The organism is Pseudomonas sp. Pseusp21 (genome assembly GCF_059492145.1).
The window spans coordinates 5,231,511-5,250,168 of the sequence record NZ_CP168520.1; the positions used below are offsets into that span (position 1 = coordinate 5,231,511).

At 59.2% G+C, this 18,658-nt stretch carries 14 protein-coding genes; 6 read left to right on the plus strand and 8 right to left on the minus strand.

The genetic code is table 11. The features are described 5' to 3' along the window. Nucleotides 1-2 precede the first annotated feature (2 nt). The gene (locus tag ACEN93_RS23780; RefSeq protein ID WP_495610577.1) at nt 3-5,555 is read left to right on the plus strand and encodes a calcium-binding protein; all 5,553 of its coding nucleotides are present in this window, start codon (nt 3-5) and stop codon (nt 5,553-5,555) included. Nucleotides 5,556-5,632: 77 nt separating this feature from the next. On the opposite strand, the gene dspII is transcribed toward ACEN93_RS23780, so the two are convergent. Further along, nucleotides 5,633-6,745, minus strand: a complete 1,113-nt coding sequence (gene dspII, locus ACEN93_RS23785) for an enoyl-CoA hydratase/isomerase DspII (protein ID WP_495610578.1) — start codon at nt 6,743-6,745, stop codon at nt 5,633-5,635. A gap of 126 nt (nt 6,746-6,871) precedes the next feature. Here dspII and ung point away from each other — a divergent pair, with 126 nt between their 5' ends. Further along, entirely contained in the window at nt 6,872-7,573 is a 702-nt protein-coding gene (gene ung / locus ACEN93_RS23790; RefSeq protein ID WP_490841666.1) for a uracil-DNA glycosylase, read from the plus strand. Nucleotides 7,574-7,725: 152 nt separating this feature from the next. Here the strand turns inward: ung and ACEN93_RS23795 are convergent, their stop codons facing one another. From ACEN93_RS23795 to ACEN93_RS23810, 4 genes are read right to left on the minus strand one after another with little or no spacing between them, the layout of a single operon-like run. Continuing rightward, on the minus strand, nt 7,726-8,763 hold the full coding sequence (locus ACEN93_RS23795; RefSeq protein ID WP_103386824.1) for an AbrB family transcriptional regulator: 1,038 nt from the start codon (nt 8,761-8,763) through the stop codon (nt 7,726-7,728). Further along, the gene (locus ACEN93_RS23800) at nt 8,756-10,270 is read right to left on the minus strand and encodes a tripartite tricarboxylate transporter permease (protein WP_495610579.1); all 1,515 of its coding nucleotides are present in this window, start codon (nt 10,268-10,270) and stop codon (nt 8,756-8,758) included. Before ACEN93_RS23800 ends, ACEN93_RS23795 begins: the two co-directional genes overlap by 8 nt. A gap of 1 nt (nt 10,271) precedes the next feature. Further along, a complete protein-coding gene (locus tag ACEN93_RS23805) occupies nt 10,272-10,730 on the minus strand; it encodes a tripartite tricarboxylate transporter TctB family protein (RefSeq protein WP_495610580.1) in 459 nt (152 codons plus the stop codon). Nucleotides 10,731-10,786: 56 nt separating this feature from the next. Further along, complete coding sequence (locus ACEN93_RS23810; RefSeq protein WP_414882324.1) at nt 10,787-11,764, minus strand: Bug family tripartite tricarboxylate transporter substrate binding protein; 978 nt, start codon at nt 11,762-11,764, stop codon at nt 10,787-10,789. Nucleotides 11,765-12,214: 450 nt separating this feature from the next. Here ACEN93_RS23810 and ACEN93_RS23815 point away from each other — a divergent pair, with 450 nt between their 5' ends. After that, the gene (locus ACEN93_RS23815; protein WP_007957980.1) at nt 12,215-12,886 is read left to right on the plus strand and encodes a response regulator; all 672 of its coding nucleotides are present in this window, start codon (nt 12,215-12,217) and stop codon (nt 12,884-12,886) included. Beyond that, on the plus strand, nt 12,879-14,264 hold the full coding sequence (locus ACEN93_RS23820; RefSeq protein ID WP_039772688.1) for a sensor histidine kinase: 1,386 nt from the start codon (nt 12,879-12,881) through the stop codon (nt 14,262-14,264). Before ACEN93_RS23815 ends, ACEN93_RS23820 begins: the two co-directional genes overlap by 8 nt. Here ACEN93_RS23820 and ACEN93_RS23825 read toward each other — a convergent pair whose 3' ends face one another. Both ACEN93_RS23825 and ygfZ read right to left on the minus strand, forming a co-directional pair. Further along, the gene (locus ACEN93_RS23825) at nt 14,265-15,086 is read right to left on the minus strand and encodes an HDOD domain-containing protein (protein WP_103386827.1); all 822 of its coding nucleotides are present in this window, start codon (nt 15,084-15,086) and stop codon (nt 14,265-14,267) included. It lies immediately after the preceding gene. Nucleotides 15,087-15,121: 35 nt separating this feature from the next. Further along, nucleotides 15,122-16,063, minus strand: a complete 942-nt coding sequence (ygfZ, locus tag ACEN93_RS23830) for a CAF17-like 4Fe-4S cluster assembly/insertion protein YgfZ (RefSeq protein WP_163974161.1) — start codon at nt 16,061-16,063, stop codon at nt 15,122-15,124. A 149-nt stretch (nt 16,064-16,212) separates the two neighbouring features. Here ygfZ and ACEN93_RS23835 point away from each other — a divergent pair, with 149 nt between their 5' ends. Together ACEN93_RS23835 and ACEN93_RS23840 are read left to right on the plus strand one after the other, a co-directional pair. Beyond that, nucleotides 16,213-16,467, plus strand: coding sequence for an FAD assembly factor SdhE (locus ACEN93_RS23835; protein WP_007957989.1), 255 nt, complete (start codon nt 16,213-16,215; stop codon nt 16,465-16,467). After that, the gene (locus ACEN93_RS23840; RefSeq protein ID WP_039772683.1) at nt 16,451-16,903 is read left to right on the plus strand and encodes a protein YgfX; all 453 of its coding nucleotides are present in this window, start codon (nt 16,451-16,453) and stop codon (nt 16,901-16,903) included. Before ACEN93_RS23835 ends, ACEN93_RS23840 begins: the two co-directional genes overlap by 17 nt. On the opposite strand, the gene nadB is transcribed toward ACEN93_RS23840, so the two are convergent. Beyond that, a complete protein-coding gene (nadB, locus tag ACEN93_RS23845) occupies nt 16,872-18,488 on the minus strand; it encodes an L-aspartate oxidase (RefSeq protein WP_039772681.1) in 1,617 nt (538 codons plus the stop codon). The two genes, ACEN93_RS23840 and nadB, sit on opposite strands and share 32 nt — an antisense overlap. Between the last annotated feature and the right edge of the window lie 170 nt (nt 18,489-18,658).

Below are 18,658 nucleotides of genomic sequence, written 5' to 3' on the forward strand. Positions count from 1 at the left end.
ATATGAGCTATATATTCAGTGATTTGGAAAAGTCGGAAATTTTGCAGGCTGCAAATATTTGTGAGGGAATGAAATTCAATGTCGAGGAGGAAAAGTATATTGCGATGGCAGTGGAGGGGCGAAGCTGTGCTGTACTTTATCGCACATTGTCGAATATTTTGGGTGAGAAATTTTTAGACGGTTCTGCGTTCGATGAGAACGTAATGGGAATTTTTAAAGATGCCAAACTCTGGCTCGATGTAGCAATTGATGCAAATGGCGGGGTGGGCGCTTACTCTGCGTTGATCCGAGCCTACACCCTGCGGCAGGGGGAATTGAGGTTAAATAAAAAAATCAGCGATTCGAAGATGCAAGAGTCATCTAATCAGGTGGCTGTCAATCTCATGAATACGTTGATAAAAGGCTCCGTTGAACATGATTTGGCTCCATGGACTGTGCCCTCCATAAGCCAAATTGCAGAAATCGATGCGAGCGCGATTGGTGAAGTACTATTTCGTGATGATATTGGCAACGTTGATACAGCGACCCGTCATAACGCCGGATGGTCTGGAACAATCGGCTTCAGCCTGTTGGGTGGAGAAAAACCATATGAAACTTGGAGGTTGATCTCCGCGGGTGATCCGGACTCCCACATCAAAGGTAATCATGACCTCGCCAAGTTCAATAGGCTGGACGATCTAAAGAATATTCTGTTTGCCGTGGACTCATACAGTGTTGCATTGCAGGCAGTGATTAAAAACTTCGGGTCGAATATGGTTGAAAGCCTGTTTTCAGTCCTGCCCGAACAGATAAACATCGCTCTTGCCAGTGGCAACATCAATCCGCTGATTCAGCATGTGGTGAAAGGTACGCCCATCTCACCTATTGTCAGCCTGATATTGCGATATAACCTGAATGATTTCTTTGACATGCTCAGGCGAACCTACGACGGAAACTCGGCCGCCACGCCTACCACCGACGAAACCTTCGCCTCCAATGCCTACACATTTTTCTCCGCACTTTCTCCGTCTCAATCGCAAAGCATCGTTACCAGAACCATTGGCGAGTATGGCAGTGCCAAGGACTGGGCAACGTTGGCCAGTCAGGCAACGCCAATCGGCGCCGCGTTACGCAATTCCCTCAAGCAACTAAGCGAAATCGTGATTGAGCGGGCCGACGGTTTTTCCGGACGCGAACTGGAGCTTTACGATCCCGAAACGGGGGAGGGTTTCATCACTGAGCAGTGGCTTGCTGATCGCTCGGAAATGCTGGCCCGGCTGATTGCCCGAACCAATGGATCGTTCGGTCGAAATACTGTCCAGACCTTTTCCTATTCGGATTTGGCTTCGGGCAAACAGGCCCCGATGACCACAGGCGTCTCAAACCCTCTGGTCATGTTTGGTGATGACGGCGGTCGATCATTTGGTGGCGGAACGAATACCGATCATCTTTACGGCGGTGGCGGCAACGATTCCATGAGCGGACTGTCAGGTAACGACTTTATCCAGGGGGCTCGCGGCAATGACTATTTAACGGGAGGCGATGGGAATGACGCGTTACACGGGATGGCCGGTGATGATGTTTTGGTGGGTGGCAAGGGTAACGACTTCCTGACTGGCGGGCCGGGTAACGATCGGTATGAGTTCTCCACCGGAGATGGAATAGACGAAATTTTTGATGCGGACGTTGGGGGCGGGTTGTTGATAAATGGACTTCCGATCCCACCTCTCGAACGCAGTGATCCGCTCAGCAATATCTGGCTTACGGAAGATCGAGCCATCAGCTTGACGCTCATTGAAGATCTGGCTGAAAACACGCTGAACATTAAATACGGACTGAGTGATCTCATCGTCGTAAAGAACTTCAAGCCGGGGATGCTCGGCATTGATCTTCCTGATTACCAGAGCCAGACGTTCCCCGCTCCCGATCTGGTCCTTCAAGGCGACTGGAAAGTCAAAGATTCCGACCCGAATGTTCGTGGGGATCAGCCTTCCTATGATGAGTTGGGTAACGCCAAGCTTTTGCCCAATATTAAACAGAGAAACAAAGCCGACTTGCTTTACGGATCACCGAAAGACGACCTGATCGTTGGTCTTGGCGGGTCTGATCGATTGTTCGGCAAAGAAGGCAACGATCGTTTGTTCGGCGACAAGCAGTCGTCTCTTGAAAAAGCCTTTGCCGATGCAACAAAAGGAAAGGCCAGCCGCGGCGACTGGCTGGATGGTGGGCAGGGTGATGATTTGCTTGTGGGCACTGCCTCGCGAGATGTGCTGCTCGGTGGCAATGGTCAAGACACGCTGATTGGCGGAGCAGGTGATGACAATTTATCCGGTGATGAAGCAACGGGCGCACATGAGCAAAATTGGGAATACAAGCAGATCAACGTTCAAATCCCCGGTGGAGTCACTAGCTTTCGTACCGTCTTCGAGAACTCCTCTTTGAACCAACCCTTGGAGGGAGGCAATGACGTTCTCTATGGCCAAGGGGGCCGGGACTTTATCAATGGAGGCTGGGGAGATGATCTGCTTGACGGCGGAGGTGAAGACGACACGTTGGCCGGGGAGGGAGGTAATGACACGCTGGCTGGCGGGAGTGGCAATGACACATTGTTTGGAGACAACCTCGATTGGGGTGGCGGTCTCCACGGCATCCATCATGGCAACGATTTTTTGCAGGGCGGCGATGGCGATGACGCTCTAGCCGGCAACGGTGGTAACGACGTGCTGTACGGTGGCGCTGGCAATGATGTTCTGAGCGGAGATGACAGCGTACTGCAAGGAATTTCGGGTGATGCGGCGCATTTTTTCGGGAGTGATTTTCTGGATGGCGGCGCGGGGGACGATACCCTCTGGGGCGGAGGTGCAGATGACTTACTTTTCGGTGGCAGCGGTAACGACGAATTGGTTGGTGATTACCATGAGCACCCAATTCGTTACCACGGTGATGATTATCTCGATGGCGGTGCGGGTGACGACAAACTCCGTGGGTTGGGTGGCTCCGACACACTGATAGGCGGATCAGGCGCCGACGCTCTGGATGGCGATGAGCCCAACTTGAAAGCGGGAGGAACCAACGATGACCACATTCAAGGTAATTCAGGAAACGATACGCTCTGGGGTGGTTTGGGCGCCGATACGCTCTTGGGCGGTGCCGATGATGACTTTTTGGTGGGGGACTACGAGCTAACATCCGAAGCAGAACATGGCGCCGATTATCTTGACGGCGGCTCAGGCAACGACACTTTGCTGGGCAGTGGTGGAAACGACACGCTGGTTGGCGGGGAGGGAGTCGATTATTTGCGCGGCGGCCCTGGCGATAACGTGTTTGAGGGTGGCGCCGGCAACGATTATCTGGAAGGGATGCAGGGCAACGATGTTTTCTACTTCGGAGTAGGCGATGGACTGGATGTTGTTACCGATACAGGTGGCAACAATGTCGTAAGTTTTGGTGATGGATTTTCTGCGGAGAACTTGCAGGCCAAGATCGTCAATCTTGATGTGGGCACGGCGTTGCGGCTGTCGAATGGTATTGGTGACGCGCTTCTGATTCTTCACCATGAAAAGTGGGCAGGTTCTACGTTCAGGTTAAGCGACGGCGTGATCCTGAATTTCCAGGATGTAATCAAATTAACGGTGCAACCGGTAGATGTAAGAGATCCGTCCGCGACAATTGCTACGGTGCCCGATGCCGGAAAAATGCAGGACATTGAGAGCGAAGCAGTCGTCCAGACACTGCCCGATGACTTAGCCGCTTCTACTGAGAGGGAAGGTAGTGAAACCAGTCGTCACATCGACTGGGATAGCCTTTTTCTTTCGGAACTGAAAGCAAAGCACTCAGCGGCCCGGCAGGCATCAGGATTTGCACTGAACGATCAGGGTGTTTGGGTTAGAAGTCATATTGCTACCGACGAAAGTGGCTATGCCATCAGCGCCGAACTGATCCATGAGGACGTTGAAGCCGGAGTCTTTTCCAATACACCTGAGTGGATGAAGGCGATTGCCGCAGACGCCGTGGTGAGTGAAAGGCAATCAATTTCTGCAACGAAAACCACGTTCAAGTTTGTAAAAGCTGAAACTGCGCAATTACCGAAACAAAAGCCAAAATATTACCCGTCTGGCTCCAGTTATTCGGGGTTCTCGTTCAACGTGGGTGATGCTGTAGTCGAAGATATAGACCACTCGGGCGCCATTAAGGGGTGGTACGTGTACCCCGCTGGCAGTTTTGAAAATCATGAAACTGTTCGTAAAGCGTTTCGCTGGAGCTCTACTACCCAAACGATCAAGCATAAAGTTGTTCATGGTAATGACGCTGGCGGCAGGGTAAATCTCGAAGTGGGAAATCTCTTTCATGGCGGTGCAGGAGATGACTTGGTGGTTACCTATGCTGATTCAGTGCTTGAGTACGGCGGAGTGAACGATAGGATCCCGGGTGCATTTTTATCGGCTGGCGCAGGCAACGACACGCTGCTCGGCTCTGCGGGAACCGATTATTTGATCAGTGGGCCGGGAGAAGATTGGCTTTACGGCGAAAACGGTCCCGACACTTACATAGTTGAAGCGCATGATGGCGCAACCACCATTATTGCCGACGTGCTTAACCCTGTTTTTTTGCGTCCCGAGGTTGGAGTCTCTGGGTGGCATGAAGAGTTTGCGGGGCTTGATGTTGATACAGTCGTTCTTCCGGAAGAGGCGAAACCCGATAAGTTGAAGCTAACCTGGGGCGCTGTGTTGGTTGAGACGGTAAATATTGAACTCTCACCGGCCCCACTGCGTGGCGCTCATCGTCAACCGCCTCGAGCCCAGATGCTGTACACCACACTCGATATCGAATGGGGCGGAACTCAAAAAGTACGAATCGTTTTGCCCAATCCGAACGATCTCAGTGGTTCCGGAATTGAAAGGGTGAGGTTTGCTGATGGCTTGAGCATCAATTTTAAAGACGTCGTTAGCCGCTTAGGCATTGCCCCCGATACTTATCATCATGGCATCACCGTTCAGTACGCTACTCAGGTTAAGTCTTTTCGAGACAACCGTTTTCTACCGCTCGTGGGCGGTCGCGGTAATGACACCCTCAGCGGCGCTGGTGAAATAAGAGGGATGCAAGGAGATGATCTGCTCGGCGGTGGTTCAGGCGATGACGTGCTTTACGGTGGGCCGGGCAATGACACCTTGTCCGGTGGCGGGGGCAATGATGTTTATAAATATGATGGTCTCGGACGAGATCTGGTAGTCAATGCCGGTGGCGGAACCGACGGTATAGACTTTTCGGAGGTCGGACTGTCGATTGATCAACTCAAGTTTCACCGTGAACGGGATGATCTCGTCATCGTAGTGAGTTATGGCATGTCTCCAAAGATACGTGTCTCCGAACACTTTTCAGGAGACGATGCCGCTATCAGCTTCATCAGCGTTCAAGGAGAAGAGGGCGCTGTTAAAAGTTACACGGCGAACCAACTCGCTGAGCTTTTGCACCCTCTACCTCCGTTACGGGACGTAGAGGACATCTTGCCGAGAAATGATGAGGAGGCGTTGCGGGCAATGAAGGAAATAATCGCGTTTTACGAGTTGAATGTTTGATCGCAGATAGTTTCGCAACGGGCTCAAACTTCCCGCGACAGAGCTTAGGAGACTGCCATCGCGGGCAATGATCGGTTTTAGTATTGCGACAGATCCGCCAGCGGATGCCGCCCCTCCCACACCTTATGAAAGTGCGCCTCGACCACCGCGTCCGGCACCCGGGCGATGTCCGGCCAGTGCCAGTGCGGTTTGTGATCCTTGTCGATCAGTCGCGCCCGGACACCTTCGCTGAATTCCGGATGCCGGCAGCAATTGAGGCTCAGGGTGTATTCCATCTGAAAGACTTCGGCCAGCGACATGTGGCGGGCGCGGATGATCTGTTCCCAGACCAGATGCGCGGTAAGCGGCGAACCTTCACTCATGGTTTTCGCGGCACGGGCAATCAACAGATCGCTGCTGTCGCGATGCAGGCTGATGGCTTTCCAGGCGCAGGTCACGTCGCTGACATCCAGCCATTCATCGATCTGCTGCCGACGCGGCAGCCATTGCGCCTCGGGCATCTGCGCCACGGCTTCCTGCTGCAGCGCCTTGAGCAGGCTGTTGAGCTGCATGGCGGTCTGTTCCTGCCAGTTCAACTGCAACAGGCCGTCGATCAGTTCCTGCTGCTGTTCGTCGAGCAGGAAGCGGTCGGCCAGGTCCAGATCGATCGCATCGCGACCGTTCATGTGCGCGCCGGTCAAGCCAAGGAACAAACCGAGCTTGCCCGGCAGCCGCGACAGAAACCAACTGGCGCCGACATCCGGGTACAGGCCGATGCTGATTTCCGGCATTGCCAGACGACTGCTCGGCGTGACGATCCGGATGCTCGCGCCTTGCAAGAGGCCCATGCCGCCGCCGAGCACATAACCATGGCCCCAGCAGATCAACGGTTTCGGGTAGGTGTGCAGGCTGTAATCCAGCCGATACTCAGCGTTAAAAAACTGTGCGGCCAGCGGCGGCACCTCACCGGGATGGGCCCGGCAGGCTTCCACCAGGCTGCGGACTTCGCCGCCGGCGCAGAACGCCTTGGCACCGTTGCCGCGCAGCAGCACGCAGACGATTTGCGGATCCTTGGCCCACGCGTTCAGTCTGTCGCTCAGGGCGTGGATCATCGGCAGGGACAGCGCATTGAGCGACTTTTCGGCATCCAGCGTGGCCACGCCGATGCGCGCGCCGTCGGTGCCGGTGAGTTCTTCGAAGTGCAGATTCATCGTGACCTCGATCGGGAATTTGAACGATCAGTATGATCGCTGTGTGGGAAAGTGCCGGATCTGCGTCAGATCAATTGACAAGCGTGGTCGGCTTTCCTAGGGTTCGCCCCATTGTTTTTGCCGGGTATGACCATGAATGCTGACGACCGTATCAAACTCGAACCGAGCTGGAAGGAGGCACTGCGTGCCGAATTCGACCAGCCCTACATGGCAGAGTTGCGCACTTTTCTGCAGCAGGAGCGGGCGGCCGGCAAGGAAATCTATCCGCCGGGACCGATGATCTTCAACGCGTTGAACTCGACGCCGCTGGACAAGGTAAAAGTGGTCATCCTCGGCCAGGATCCGTACCACGGCCCGGGCCAGGCCCACGGCTTGTGCTTTTCGGTGCAACCGGGCGTGCCGGCGCCGCCATCGCTGGTCAACATCTATAAAGAGTTGAAGCGCGACCTGAACATCGACATCCCCAATCACGGCTATCTGCAGAGCTGGGCCGATCAGGGTGTGCTGATGCTCAACACCACCATGACCGTCGAGCGGGCCAACGCCAATGCGCACAAGGACAAGGGCTGGCAGTTCTTCACGGATCGGATCATTGAAGTGGTCAGCCAGAAACAGCCGCATCTGGTGTTCATGCTCTGGGGCGCCCATGCGCAGAGCAAGCAGAAGCTGATCGATGCCACCAAACATCTGGTACTGACCTCGGTGCACCCGTCGCCGCTGTCGGCTTATCGCGGTTTCCTTGGTTGCGGGCATTTCAGCCGCACCAATAAATTCCTGGAGCAGAATGGCGAAGCGCCGATCGAGTGGCGCCTGCCGTCGGTGGTCTGATGCTCAGGGGCTGGCGGCTAATTTCGTTCCCACGTCGAGGCGTCGAACCGTCCGCGTGGGAATGCCTCAATGGACGCTCTGCGTCCGCTTTGGGACGCGGAGCGTCCCGGGCTGCATTCCCACGCAGAGCGTGGGAACGATCAAAAACCGGCTCAGGCTTCGGGATTACGGTTCCAGTATTTGAACAACGGTTCCGCCAGAAACAACACGAACAGCAGCCGCATCACCTGCATTGCGGTCACCAGCGGCACCGACAGTTGCAGGGTTTCCGCCGTCAGACTCATCTCGGCGATCCCGCCGGGCATCATGCCCAACGTCAGCGAGCGCAGGTCCAGATGGGTCAGCGCACTCAATCCCAACGCCGCCAGTGTCGCGATCAACATGGTGAGTGCCGTGCCGATCAACGTGCGCCCCATGAACGATGGCGCGCGGCGGAAGAACTGGCGGTTGAAGTGGCAACCCAGCCCACTGCCGATCAACCACTGGCCGATCTGGCTGCCGCCATTGGGCAGGCCGATGTGCAGGTCCCAGCCGATGCTCACCGCCGCGCTGACCAGCAGCGGACCGAACAGCCATGGGTTAGGTTGACGCAGACGTTGCCAGAGCCAGGCGAGCAGGCCGCCCGCCGGAAAAAGAATCGCCAGCCAGCGCCAATCGACGCTGCCGGCGTGTGAAATCGGGGTGCCGTCACCCAGCAGATACTTGAACGCCGCCGGAACACACAACACCACCACCAACACCCGCAGACTCTGCCCGGCCGCGACATGGCTGAGCAGCGCGCCGTTGCGGGCGCCGAGGTTGACCATCTCCCCGGAGCCGCCGGGCATGCTGGAGAAAAACGCCGTGGCGCGATCCTCGCCGGTGCGGCGCATCAGCCACACGCCGACCACCGCTGACAGGCTGGTGACCAGCGCGCCGAAGAAGATCAGGCCGAAGTGGCCGAGCACCTGCTCCATCACCAGCGGGGTGAAATGCAGGCCGATGCCGATCCCGACGATCCACTGGCCGCACTTGCGGCCGCCAGGGATTTCGGTCAATTGCCACGGGGTCAGGCAGCGCACCAGGATGATCGCCAGCAACGAGCCGACCATCCACGGCAGCGGCCAGCCGATCTGGCTGGCGATGTAACCGCCAAGCAGACCGACCAGCGGGGTTCCCCACCAGGTTTTGAGGGAGAGCCGATCAGACATCGGCAACGGCGCGTTGCGCGGCCGAGCGTTTGCGCCAGATGCGCAGCAGCGGCATCAGCAACATGATGGCAGTCAACACCCAGACGCCGAAGGTGATCGGGCTCGACCAGAGAATCTCCAGCGCACCGTTGGAAATCGACAGCGCCCGGCGCAGGTTCTGCTCCATCAGCCCGCCGAGGATGAACCCCAGCAGCACTGGCGACAGCGGGAAATCCAGTTTGCGCAGGATATAGCCGAAGATGCCGATGCCGACCATCAGGAACAGGTCGAATGTGGTCGCGTGTACGGCGTACACACCGATCCCGGTGATGATCGCGATCACCGGCACCAGAGCCCAGTTCGGCACGGCGAGGATGCGGGTGAAGATGCGGATCATCGGGATGTTCAGAATCACCAGCATGATGTTGGCGATGAACAGCGAGGCGATCAGGCCCCAGACGATGTCCGGTTGTTGCTGGAACAGCAGCGGGCCCGGAGTGATGTTGTACAGCGACAGGGCGCCGATCATCACCGCCGTGGTGCCCGAGCCCGGAACGCCGAGGGTCAGCATCGGCACCAGCGCGCCGCAAGCGGAGGCGCCGATGGCGGTTTCCGGTGCAGCGAGGCCGCGGGCGTCGCCCTGACCAAACTTGCCGCTGGTACCGGCGATGCGTTTCTCGGTCATGTAGGCCACGGCGCTGGCGAGGGTCGCACCGGCACCCGGCAACACGCCCATGATGAAACCGAGCAGGCCGCAACGGATGTTCACCACGAACACCGACGCCGCTTCCTTGAAGTTGAACATCATCCGCCCGGTGGCTTTCACCGCTTCCTGGCCGCGGTGGGTTTTCTCCAGCAGCAGAAGGATTTCGCTGATCGAGAACAGGCCTAGTACCAGCACCACGAACTGAATGCCGTCAGTCAGGTGAATGTTGTCGCCGGTGAAGCGATAAACACCGCTGTTGGCGTCAATGCCGACGCTGGACAGGAACAGGCCGATCAACGCCGCGATGAAGGTTTTCAACGGTCGGTCACCGGCCATGCCGCCGAGACAGACAATCGCGAACACCATCAACACGAAGTATTCCGCCGGACCGAAGGCAATCGCCCATTTCGCCAGCAGCGGGGCGAACAGCACCATGCCGCAGGTGGCGATGAAGGCGCCGATGAACGAACTCCATGCCGACAACGACAGCGCCACGCCAGCCAGGCCTTTGCGGGCCATCGGGTAACCGTCGAGGGTGGTCATCACGGTGGAGGCTTCGCCCGGAATGTTCAGCAGGATCGAGCTGATCCGGCCGCCGTATTCGCAACCCAGATAAACCGCTGCCAGCAGGATCAGTGCCGATTCCGGCGGCAGCCCGAGGGCGAATGCAATCGGGATCAGCAACGCCACGCCATTGATCGGGCCCAGGCCCGGCAACAAGCCGACCACGGTGCCGATCAGCGTGCCGGTCAGGGCCGTGACCAGGTTGTACGGACTCAGCGCGACGCCGAAGCCCTGACCCAAATAACCGAGAGTATCCATATCAGTTCTCCAGAACGTCGAGCAGGCCGAGGGGCAGCGGTACGTCCATCACGCGGTCGAACAACATGTACAAACCAATCGCCATCAGCGTCGTGACAATGACGCTGGGCACCCAGCGCCCGCCATACAGGCGCGCCATCGGAATACCGATCAGAATGCTGCTGAGGATGAAGCCCAGCGGTTCGAACAAACCGGCGAACACCAGCAGCAGGGTGACGCAGATCGCGATCTTGGTCAGGGTTTCGCGATCCAGCGGCGGTTCGTCCTCGCTGTGTTTGATCGGCGCCGGGCGGAACACCATGTACAGCAGCGCCAGGCTCATCAGGCCGAGCATCAGCAATGGAAACGCCCGAGGGCCCACCGGTTCGTAGGAAAAAGCCGCCTGATACGGCCACGCCATCAGTGCCAGGCCGGCACAGGCCAGCAACAGCACCGAGGCAAAAATGCGTTGAATAAGCATGAGGGAACTCCTGCCATGGCCCCGGCGAGAGGGCCATGGACGCTAGACCGAGACGATCACTGAATCAGGCCGAACTCTTTGGCCAGCACCTTGTAGTCCGCCACCTGTTTCTTGACGTAGGTGTCCAGCTCGGGACCGGTCATGGCGAACGGGAACAGTTCACGCTGATCGCGCAGCTTGGCGAAGTCGTCGGAGGCCAGCAGTTTGTCGAAGGAGTCTTTCCACCAGGCGTAGTCTTCATCGCTGACTTTTGGCCCGAGGTAGAAACCGCGCACCACCGGCCAGACGATGTCGTAGCCTTGCTCGCGCGCGGTAGGAATGTCCTTCATTTCCGGCTCGTCCAGGCGTTTCTCGGCAAACACGGCCAGCAGGCGCATGTCACCGCTCTGGATATGCGGCATGGAGTCGGAAATGTCGGTACTGCCGACCTGGATATGACCGCCGAGCAGGGCGGTGGCGATCTCGCCGCCCCCTTCGAGGGCGACGTAACGCAGGTCGCGCGGGTTGATCCCGGCGGCTTTGGCGATCAGCGCAGTCTGCATCCAGTCCTGGCTGCCGACGGTACCGCCGGAGCCAATGACCACGGAACTCGGATCTTTCTTCAGCGCCTGCACGAGATCATCGAGGGTTTTGTAGGGCGAATCGCTTTTCACCGCGATGGCGCCGTAGCTGGTGCCGACCGCCGCCAGCCAGCGCACGTTGGATTCATCGAACCGACCAAACTTGCCCTGGGCCAGGTTCAACAGCGATCCGCTGGACCACGCCACCAGCGTGCCGGCATCGGCCGGACGCTGCGCCACAACGGCGTTGTACGCCACCGCACCGACGCCACCGGGCATGTAGGTCACGCGCATCGGTTTGGTCAGCAGTTTTTCGTTGACCAGCGCGCTTTGCGCCAGTTTGCAGGTCAGGTCGAAACCACCGCCGGGGGAGGCCGGGGCAATGCATTCCGGACGTTTAGGTTCGGCCATCAGTTGGCCGGCGAACAGCACGCAACCGGCGGCGAGGGCGAAACGGCGCAGGGATCGGTTCATGAGAGTCTCCACGGGAGTTGTTGTTTTTGGGGATATTTCAGGTGCGGCAGTTTCGCGCGCGCAGGCTAACAGGCTCAGACCCGGACGGGTTGAACGCCGCGCAGCCGACGATGGCGCTGACAAGCGAAAACGGGGAAATTCGAAAGGAAGAATGAAACGGGTCAACCTGAAGCTGTGTGGACAGCATGGTGCAGTACCTCGTTATTGTTCTTATTGGCGAAAACGCATCGAGGCGTTTTTCGAGAGCTACGGTTTGAAGCTACGGTGTATGAACAGGCAAAACGGCGAAGGTCGGCAGTCGGGACCTTCGGTAAAGCGACTCTAACGGCCCAACCTTTCGCTAACCTTTCAGTATTCTTTCGCGTGTTTTCAGGCTTCACAGTGGCGGTTGCGGCTGTAAACTCCGCCGCAAAGAATGGCGTCGGCCATCCCTGAATGAGGTAGAGATCCATGCGTGTCCTGCTCGTCGAAGACCATTTGCCGCTGGCCGAAAGCGTCGCCCAGGCGCTCAAGAGCACCGGTCTGACCGTGGACGTCTTGCACGACGGCGTGGCTGCCGACCTGGCCCTGGGCAGCGAGGAGTACGCGGTGGCGATCCTCGATGTCGGTCTGCCGCGCATGGACGGTTTTGAGGTGCTGGCGCGCCTGCGGGCCCGGGGCAAGAACCTGCCGGTGCTGATGCTGACGGCCCGTAGTGACGTCAAGGATCGGGTCCATGGGCTCAATCTCGGCGCCGATGACTACCTGGCCAAGCCGTTCGAACTCACCGAGCTCGAAGCACGGGTCAAGGCGTTGCTGCGCCGCAGTGTGCTTGGCGGCGAACGCCAGCAGCGCTGCGGTGTGCTGGCCTATGACCTCGACACCCGGCGCTTCACCCTCGGCGATGAATTGCTGACACTGACTTCTCGCGAACAAGCGGTGCTCGAAGCGCTGATCGCCCGTCCGGGTCGAGTGATGAGCAAGGAGCAACTGGCTGCGCAGGTGTTCGGTCTCGACGAAGAGGCCAGCCCCGATGCCATCGAAATCTACGTGCACCGCCTGCGCAAGAAGCTCGACGGCCATTCGGTGGCCATCGTGACCTTCCGCGGTCTGGGCTATTTGCTGGAAAGCCGCGATGCATAAGCCCAGCAGCCTGCGCTGGCGGTTGCTGTGGAACCTCGCACTGCTGCTGGTGGTGTTGATGCTCGCCAGCGGATTGAGTGCGTACTGGAACGGTCGCGAAGCTGCCGACACCGCCTACGACCGCACGCTGCTGGCCTCGGCGCGGACCATTGCTGCCGGTCTGTCGCAGCGTGATGGCAGTCTCAGTGCCGACGTGCCGTATGTGGCGCTCGATACCTTTGCCTACGACAGTGCGGGTCGCATCTATTACCAGGTCAACGACATCAACCAGAAGTTGATTTCCGGCTATGAAAATCTGCCCGGCCCACCACCGGGCACCCCGAGAACCGACAGCTATCCCGCCCTCGCGCGTTTTTACGACGCGAAATATCAGGGGCAGAACGTGCGTGTGGTGAGCCTGCTCAAAGCGGTCAGCGAGCCGAACATGAACGGCATGGCTGAAATCCGCGTTGCCGAAACCGATGAGGCGCGCGTCAGCATGGCCCGCAGCCTGGCGGCCGACACCTTGCTGCGGCTCGGGATGCTGGCGATTGGCGCGTTGTTGCTGGTGTGGTTTGCGGTGAGTGCGGCGCTGCGGCCGATCGAGCGTCTGCGCACGGCAGTGGAAGAGCGCCAGCCTGACGACTTGCGTCCGTTGCCGCTGGTGGAAGTCCAGCATGAGTTGTCGCCGCTGGTGCGTGCGCTCAATCACTTTACCGAACGCCTGCGCGGGCAATTCGAGCGGCAGGCGCAATTCATCGCCGATGCGGCCCATGAACTGCGCACCCCACTGGCAGCGCTCAAGGCGCGGCTTGAACTGGGCTTGCGCTCGAACGAGCCGCAGACCTGGCGCGAAACGCTGGAATCCTCGGCACAAAGCACGGATCGCCTGACCCATCTGGCCAATCAGTTGCTGTCGCTGGCCCGGGTGGAAAACGGCGCCCGGGCGATTGCCGAGGGCGGTGCACAGTTGCTCGATCTGAGTCAGTTGGCCCGTGAGCTGGGCATGGCCATGGCGCCGTTGGCCCACGCGCGTGGCGTGGCGTTGGCGCTGGAAGCGGACGAGCCGGTGTGGCTGCGCGGCGAGCCGACATTGCTCAACGAACTGCTGAGCAATCTGGTGGACAACGCGCTGGCGCACACGCCGCCGGGCGGCAACGTGATTCTGCGGGTCACTGCGCCGGCGGTGCTGGAGGTTGAAGACGATGGCCCGGGCATTCCGCTGGAAGAGCGGGATCGGGTGTTCGAGCGCTTTTACCGGCGCAACCAGCAGGTGGCCGGTTCCGGGCTGGGGCTGGCGATTGTCGGGGAAATCTGCCGCGCGCATCTGGCGCAGATCAGTCTGCACGATGGCGAGCAGGCGGGTTTGAAGGTGCGGGTGAGTTTTGTCGCCGGTTGATCAGTAGAACATCGACCGCGATTCTTCCAGATCGGCGCACAGCGCCTTGTTTTCCGGATCGATGCCGAGCTTGCGGAATGCCGGCACGCTGAACGGATCGATGCGGGCGATCGGGTGATCGGTGTCCTTATGGCAATACAGGCTGGCCACTTGCACGATGTCGACGTAATCGATCTGCTGCGATTCGCGCTTGAGGTCCTGATACAGCCCCGGCAGCTCCACCAGACGCTCCGGAAACTCCCAGACCCGCAGCAGCTTGTCGCCGAGCAACGGGTGAATGTGGTCGATCACATGATTGAGGCTGACCGGGTCGGACAGCAATTCGTAGTGGTCTTCGGCGTAGGTCAGGATCGGCAATACGCCGATCTGATGAACCAGTCCACCGAGCGCAGCCTGATCGGGCTTGAGCTGGGTGTAACGGCGGCAGAGGGCGTAGCTGACGCCGGCGATCTCCAGGCTCTTGCGCCAGACTTCGCGCATTTTCTGTTCGACCACGTCGGAGCGGGCGTGGAAGATCTGCTCCATCACCAGACCGATCGCCAGGTTGCTGCTGTAGTTGACGCCGAGCCGGGTGATGGCGGTGTGCAGGTCGGTGACTTCCTGGGTGGCGCGCAGCAGCGGGCTGTTGACCACTTTGATCAGACGCGCCGACAGCGCCGTGTCACGGCCGATCACTTTGCTCAGGTCGCTGACGCTGATGTCCGGATCTTCGGCGGCCTTGCGAATCTGCAGGGCCACTTCCGGTAACGTTGGCAGAACCAGGTCATCGTTATCGATGGCCTCAACCAAATCCTGTTGGACCTTATCCGCCAGCTCACTCATGTCGTTTCTCTAGGGTGTTGCAACAAATGCTGCGATCAACGCTGGATTTCGCGGTCGCGATCCAGTTCGTATGGCAGGTCGAGCAAGTGCAGCGCCGGACCTTCGGCCGAGCCCAGATGCAAGTCGCCCGCTTCGGCAGCTTCGGCCTGCAACACCGCCAGCAGTTCAATATTCTTTTCGGTACGGGCGGCCAGCACCACTTCGCCGATCGAACTGCCGTGGCTCGGGGCGAACAGCGGGGTGCCGGGCTCCGGCAGCTCAGCGGCGTCCAGTTGCACGCGGTACAGGCGACGCTTGAGTTTGCCCAGGTACTGCATGCGCGCGACGATTTCCTGGCCGGTGTAGCAGCCTTTCTTGAAACTCACGCCGCCGACGGCTTGCAGATTGAGCATCTGCGGGATGAACAACTCGCGGGTGCTCGGCATGACCTGGCCGATCCCGGCACGGATCTGGCCCAGCAGCCATTGATTGAGTTCGGCTTCGGTCAATTGCGCGGACAGCTTGCCTTTGATGGTGTCGGCCTGATCGGCGGGCACCCAGAGTTCGGCACGGTTCGGGGAGACGCGAATCGCGATCAGCCCTTCGTGGCGGGCCACGCTGTCGGTTTCTGCCGGCAGTTCCAGGCCCAGACTGCTCAGGACCGCATCGCCATCATCGAGGCCGAAGCGCACCCAGGAGGCGCTTTCGTCGGTCAGTTTCGATTTGGAGAACACCGCGTACTTTTTCAGGTCCGCCAGTTGCGGCTCCAGCAGCTCGCCGGCCATCGCCAGCAGCACGCCGTCGCCTTCCAGCACGATGCGGAAACTCGACTGCATCCGGCCTTTCTGCGTGCAGCGGGCGCCGAGGCTGGCCTGGGTTTCGCTCAGATAATTGATGTTGCAGGTCAGCTGGCCTTGCAGGAATTTGCCGGCATCCGCGCCGCGAACCGCGAGAACGCCTTCATGAGACAGGGTGCAGAAAAAAGCAGAATCGGCCATGGGTCATCGCAGGGTAAATAGACTGGGGCACATCATAAGGGGGCGGTGTTGAAATGGGTAGTTCATAAAGGATCGATGGTGCCCGACCAAAGCCGACTGTTCGGGCCGCTTCGGGCCTGTATACTTGCGGCCTATTTGAGGAGGGCTCCATGGTCGAACAAGTTGAACTGAATCGCCTCTTTTGGCACAGCCGTCGCGGCATGCTGGAACTCGACGTGTTGCTGGTGCCGTTCGTGAAAGAGGTCTACGCCAATCTGAACGAGGTGGATCGCGCGCTGTATGTCCGCCTGCTCGAGTGCGAGGATCAGGACATGTTCGGCTGGTTCATGGAGCGCAGCGAATCGGAAGATCCCGAGCTGCAACGCATGGTTCGCATGATTCTGGATCGTGTCCAGCCCAAGTAACACGTTTGAATGCCGCTGGCATGCCTCACGGCAGTTGCTGGCGGCGTATCTGCTGGCCCAGGCATTCGCGCTGGGTTCTCTGTTTCTGTTATCGATTCCATTCTGGGCCGGGTTGCTCGGGGCTTTCGCGTGTCTCGGCCATGCTGCGCGGGTGTTGCCGCGGCAGATTCTGCTGAGTCATCCCAAGGCATTTTGCGGATTGCGTCGTGACGTCGATGGCTGGCAATTGTGGAATCGGGCCGATGGCTGGCAGGCGGTGCAATTGCGCCCGGACAGCCTGGCGCTGCCATTGATCGTGGTGCTGCGCTTTCGCTTGCGCGGTGAGCGGCGGATCAGGTCGATCTGTGTGCCCCGGGATTCGCAGGCGGCGGATCTGCACCGACGCCTGCGCGTACGCCTCAAGTTCAGCCGACGTAGGTGGGCGGCACCAGAATAGTGTCGAGTGCTTCGGGCAGCAGGTCCGGATAGTCGAGGGTGTAATGCAGGCCTCGGCTTTCCTTGCGCTCCATGGCCGAGCGGATCATCAGTTCCGCTACCTGCGCCAGGTTGCGCAGCTCGATCAGGTCGCGACTGACTTTATAGTTGCTGTAGAACTCGTCGATTTCGTCCAGCAGCAGACGCACCCGATGCTGAGCCCGTTGCAAGCGCTTGTTGGTACGCACGATGCCCACGTAGTCCCACATGAAGCGCCGCAATTCGTCCCAGTTGTGGGCGATGATCACGTCTTCGTCGGAGTCGGTCACCTGGCTGGCGTCCCAGGCGGGCAGGGCGTGCGGGATGGCGACGTCGGGCAGTTGCTCGAGAATGTCCGCCGCTGCCGATCGGGCGTAGACGAAGCATTCGAGCAGCGAGTTGCTGGCCATGCGGTTGGCGCCGTGCAGGCCGGTGAAGCTGGTTTCGCCGATGGCGTACAGACCGGGGACGTCGGTGCGGCCCTGTTGATCGACCATCACGCCGCCGCAGGTGTAATGCGCCGCCGGCACGACCGGGATCGGTTGTTTGGTGATGTCGATGCCGAAGCCGAGGCAGCGCTCGTAGACGGTCGGGAAGTGCGATTTGATGAAAGCTTCCGGCTTGTGGCTGATGTCGAGGTAGACGCAATCGACACCCAGGCGCTTCATCTCGTGGTCAATGGCGCGGGCGACGATGTCCCGTGGCGCCAGTTCTGCACGTGAGTCGAAGCGCTGCATGAAGCGCTCGCCGTTCGGCAACTTCAAATGAGCCCCTTCGCCGCGCAGGGCCTCGGTTACCAGGAAACTCTTGGCTTGCGGATGATAGAGGCAGGTGGGGTGGAACTGGTTGAACTCCAGGTTCGCCACCCGGCAACCCGAACGCCAGGCCATGGCGATGCCATCACCGCAGGCTCCGTCGGGGTTGCTTGTATATAGATAGACTTTGGCGGCGCCGCCGGACGCCAGGATCACGAAGCGTGCGCCGAAGGTATCGACTTCGCCGGTTTTGCGGTTGAGCACGTAGGCGCCCAGGCAACGTTCGCCCTCCAGCCCCAGCCGGCGCTCGGTAATCAGATCGACTGCTACGCGCTGTTCGAGCAACTCGATGTTCGGGCGTTCTTTGGCCTGGGCCAGCAGGGTCGTGAAGATCGCGGCGCCTGTGGCGTCGGCGGCGTGGATGATGCGTCGATGGCTGTGGCCGCCTTCGCGGGTGAGGTGAAATTCGAAGCCGCCGTCTTCAGTCCCGGACTGATCGTCGCGAGTGAACGGCACGCCTTGATCGATCAGCCACTGGATCGCTTCTTTACTGTGCTCCACGGTGAAACGCACCGCGTCTTCATGGCAGAGGCCGCCGCCGGCATTCAGGGTGTCATCGACATGGGATTCGACGGTGTCGGTGTCGTCCAGTACGGCCGCGACGCCACCCTGGGCCCAATAGGTCGAGCCGTTGGCGAGGTCGCCTTTGCTCAGTACGGCGATGCGCAAATGACCGGGCAGGGTCAGCGCCAGACTCAGACCGGCAGCGCCGCTGCCAATCACCAGAACATCGTGTTGAAACTGTTGGCTCATTTCAGGATTCCGCTCAAAGCGACCCGGGTCGGGGTTGGCGCAGGACAGGCGGATGGGCGAGTCGAGACAGCCACACAGCCCACTAGTATATAGAGGGGTTGGGCGGCACAATAGTCGGGCCGATATGGCATTGTGAAACTACCGTGACGAAAAAATACGGACGCTTTGTC

Excerpts from the sequence above, each read along its gene's own strand:
- ACEN93_RS23780 (WP_495610577.1), top strand. The coding sequence starts at position 3 with ATGAGCTATATATTCAGTGATTTGGAAAAGTCGGAAATTTTGCAGGCT.
- dspII (WP_495610578.1), bottom strand. The coding sequence starts at position 6,745 with ATGAATCTGCACTTCGAAGAACTCACCGGCACCGACGGCGCGCGCATC.
- ung (WP_490841666.1), top strand. The coding sequence starts at position 6,872 with ATGACCATGAATGCTGACGACCGTATCAAACTCGAACCGAGCTGGAAG.
- ACEN93_RS23795 (WP_103386824.1), bottom strand. The coding sequence starts at position 8,763 with ATGTCTGATCGGCTCTCCCTCAAAACCTGGTGGGGAACCCCGCTGGTC.
- ACEN93_RS23800 (WP_495610579.1), bottom strand. The coding sequence starts at position 10,270 with ATGGATACTCTCGGTTATTTGGGTCAGGGCTTCGGCGTCGCGCTGAGT.
- ACEN93_RS23805 (WP_495610580.1), bottom strand. The coding sequence starts at position 10,730 with ATGCTTATTCAACGCATTTTTGCCTCGGTGCTGTTGCTGGCCTGTGCC.
- ACEN93_RS23810 (WP_414882324.1), bottom strand. The coding sequence starts at position 11,764 with ATGAACCGATCCCTGCGCCGTTTCGCCCTCGCCGCCGGTTGCGTGCTG.
- ACEN93_RS23815 (WP_007957980.1), top strand. The coding sequence starts at position 12,215 with ATGCGTGTCCTGCTCGTCGAAGACCATTTGCCGCTGGCCGAAAGCGTC.
- ACEN93_RS23820 (WP_039772688.1), top strand. The coding sequence starts at position 12,879 with ATGCATAAGCCCAGCAGCCTGCGCTGGCGGTTGCTGTGGAACCTCGCA.
- ACEN93_RS23825 (WP_103386827.1), bottom strand. The coding sequence starts at position 15,086 with ATGAGTGAGCTGGCGGATAAGGTCCAACAGGATTTGGTTGAGGCCATC.
- ygfZ (WP_163974161.1), bottom strand. The coding sequence starts at position 16,063 with ATGGCCGATTCTGCTTTTTTCTGCACCCTGTCTCATGAAGGCGTTCTC.
- ACEN93_RS23835 (WP_007957989.1), top strand. The coding sequence starts at position 16,213 with ATGGTCGAACAAGTTGAACTGAATCGCCTCTTTTGGCACAGCCGTCGC.
- nadB (WP_039772681.1), bottom strand. The coding sequence starts at position 18,488 with ATGAGCCAACAGTTTCAACACGATGTTCTGGTGATTGGCAGCGGCGCT.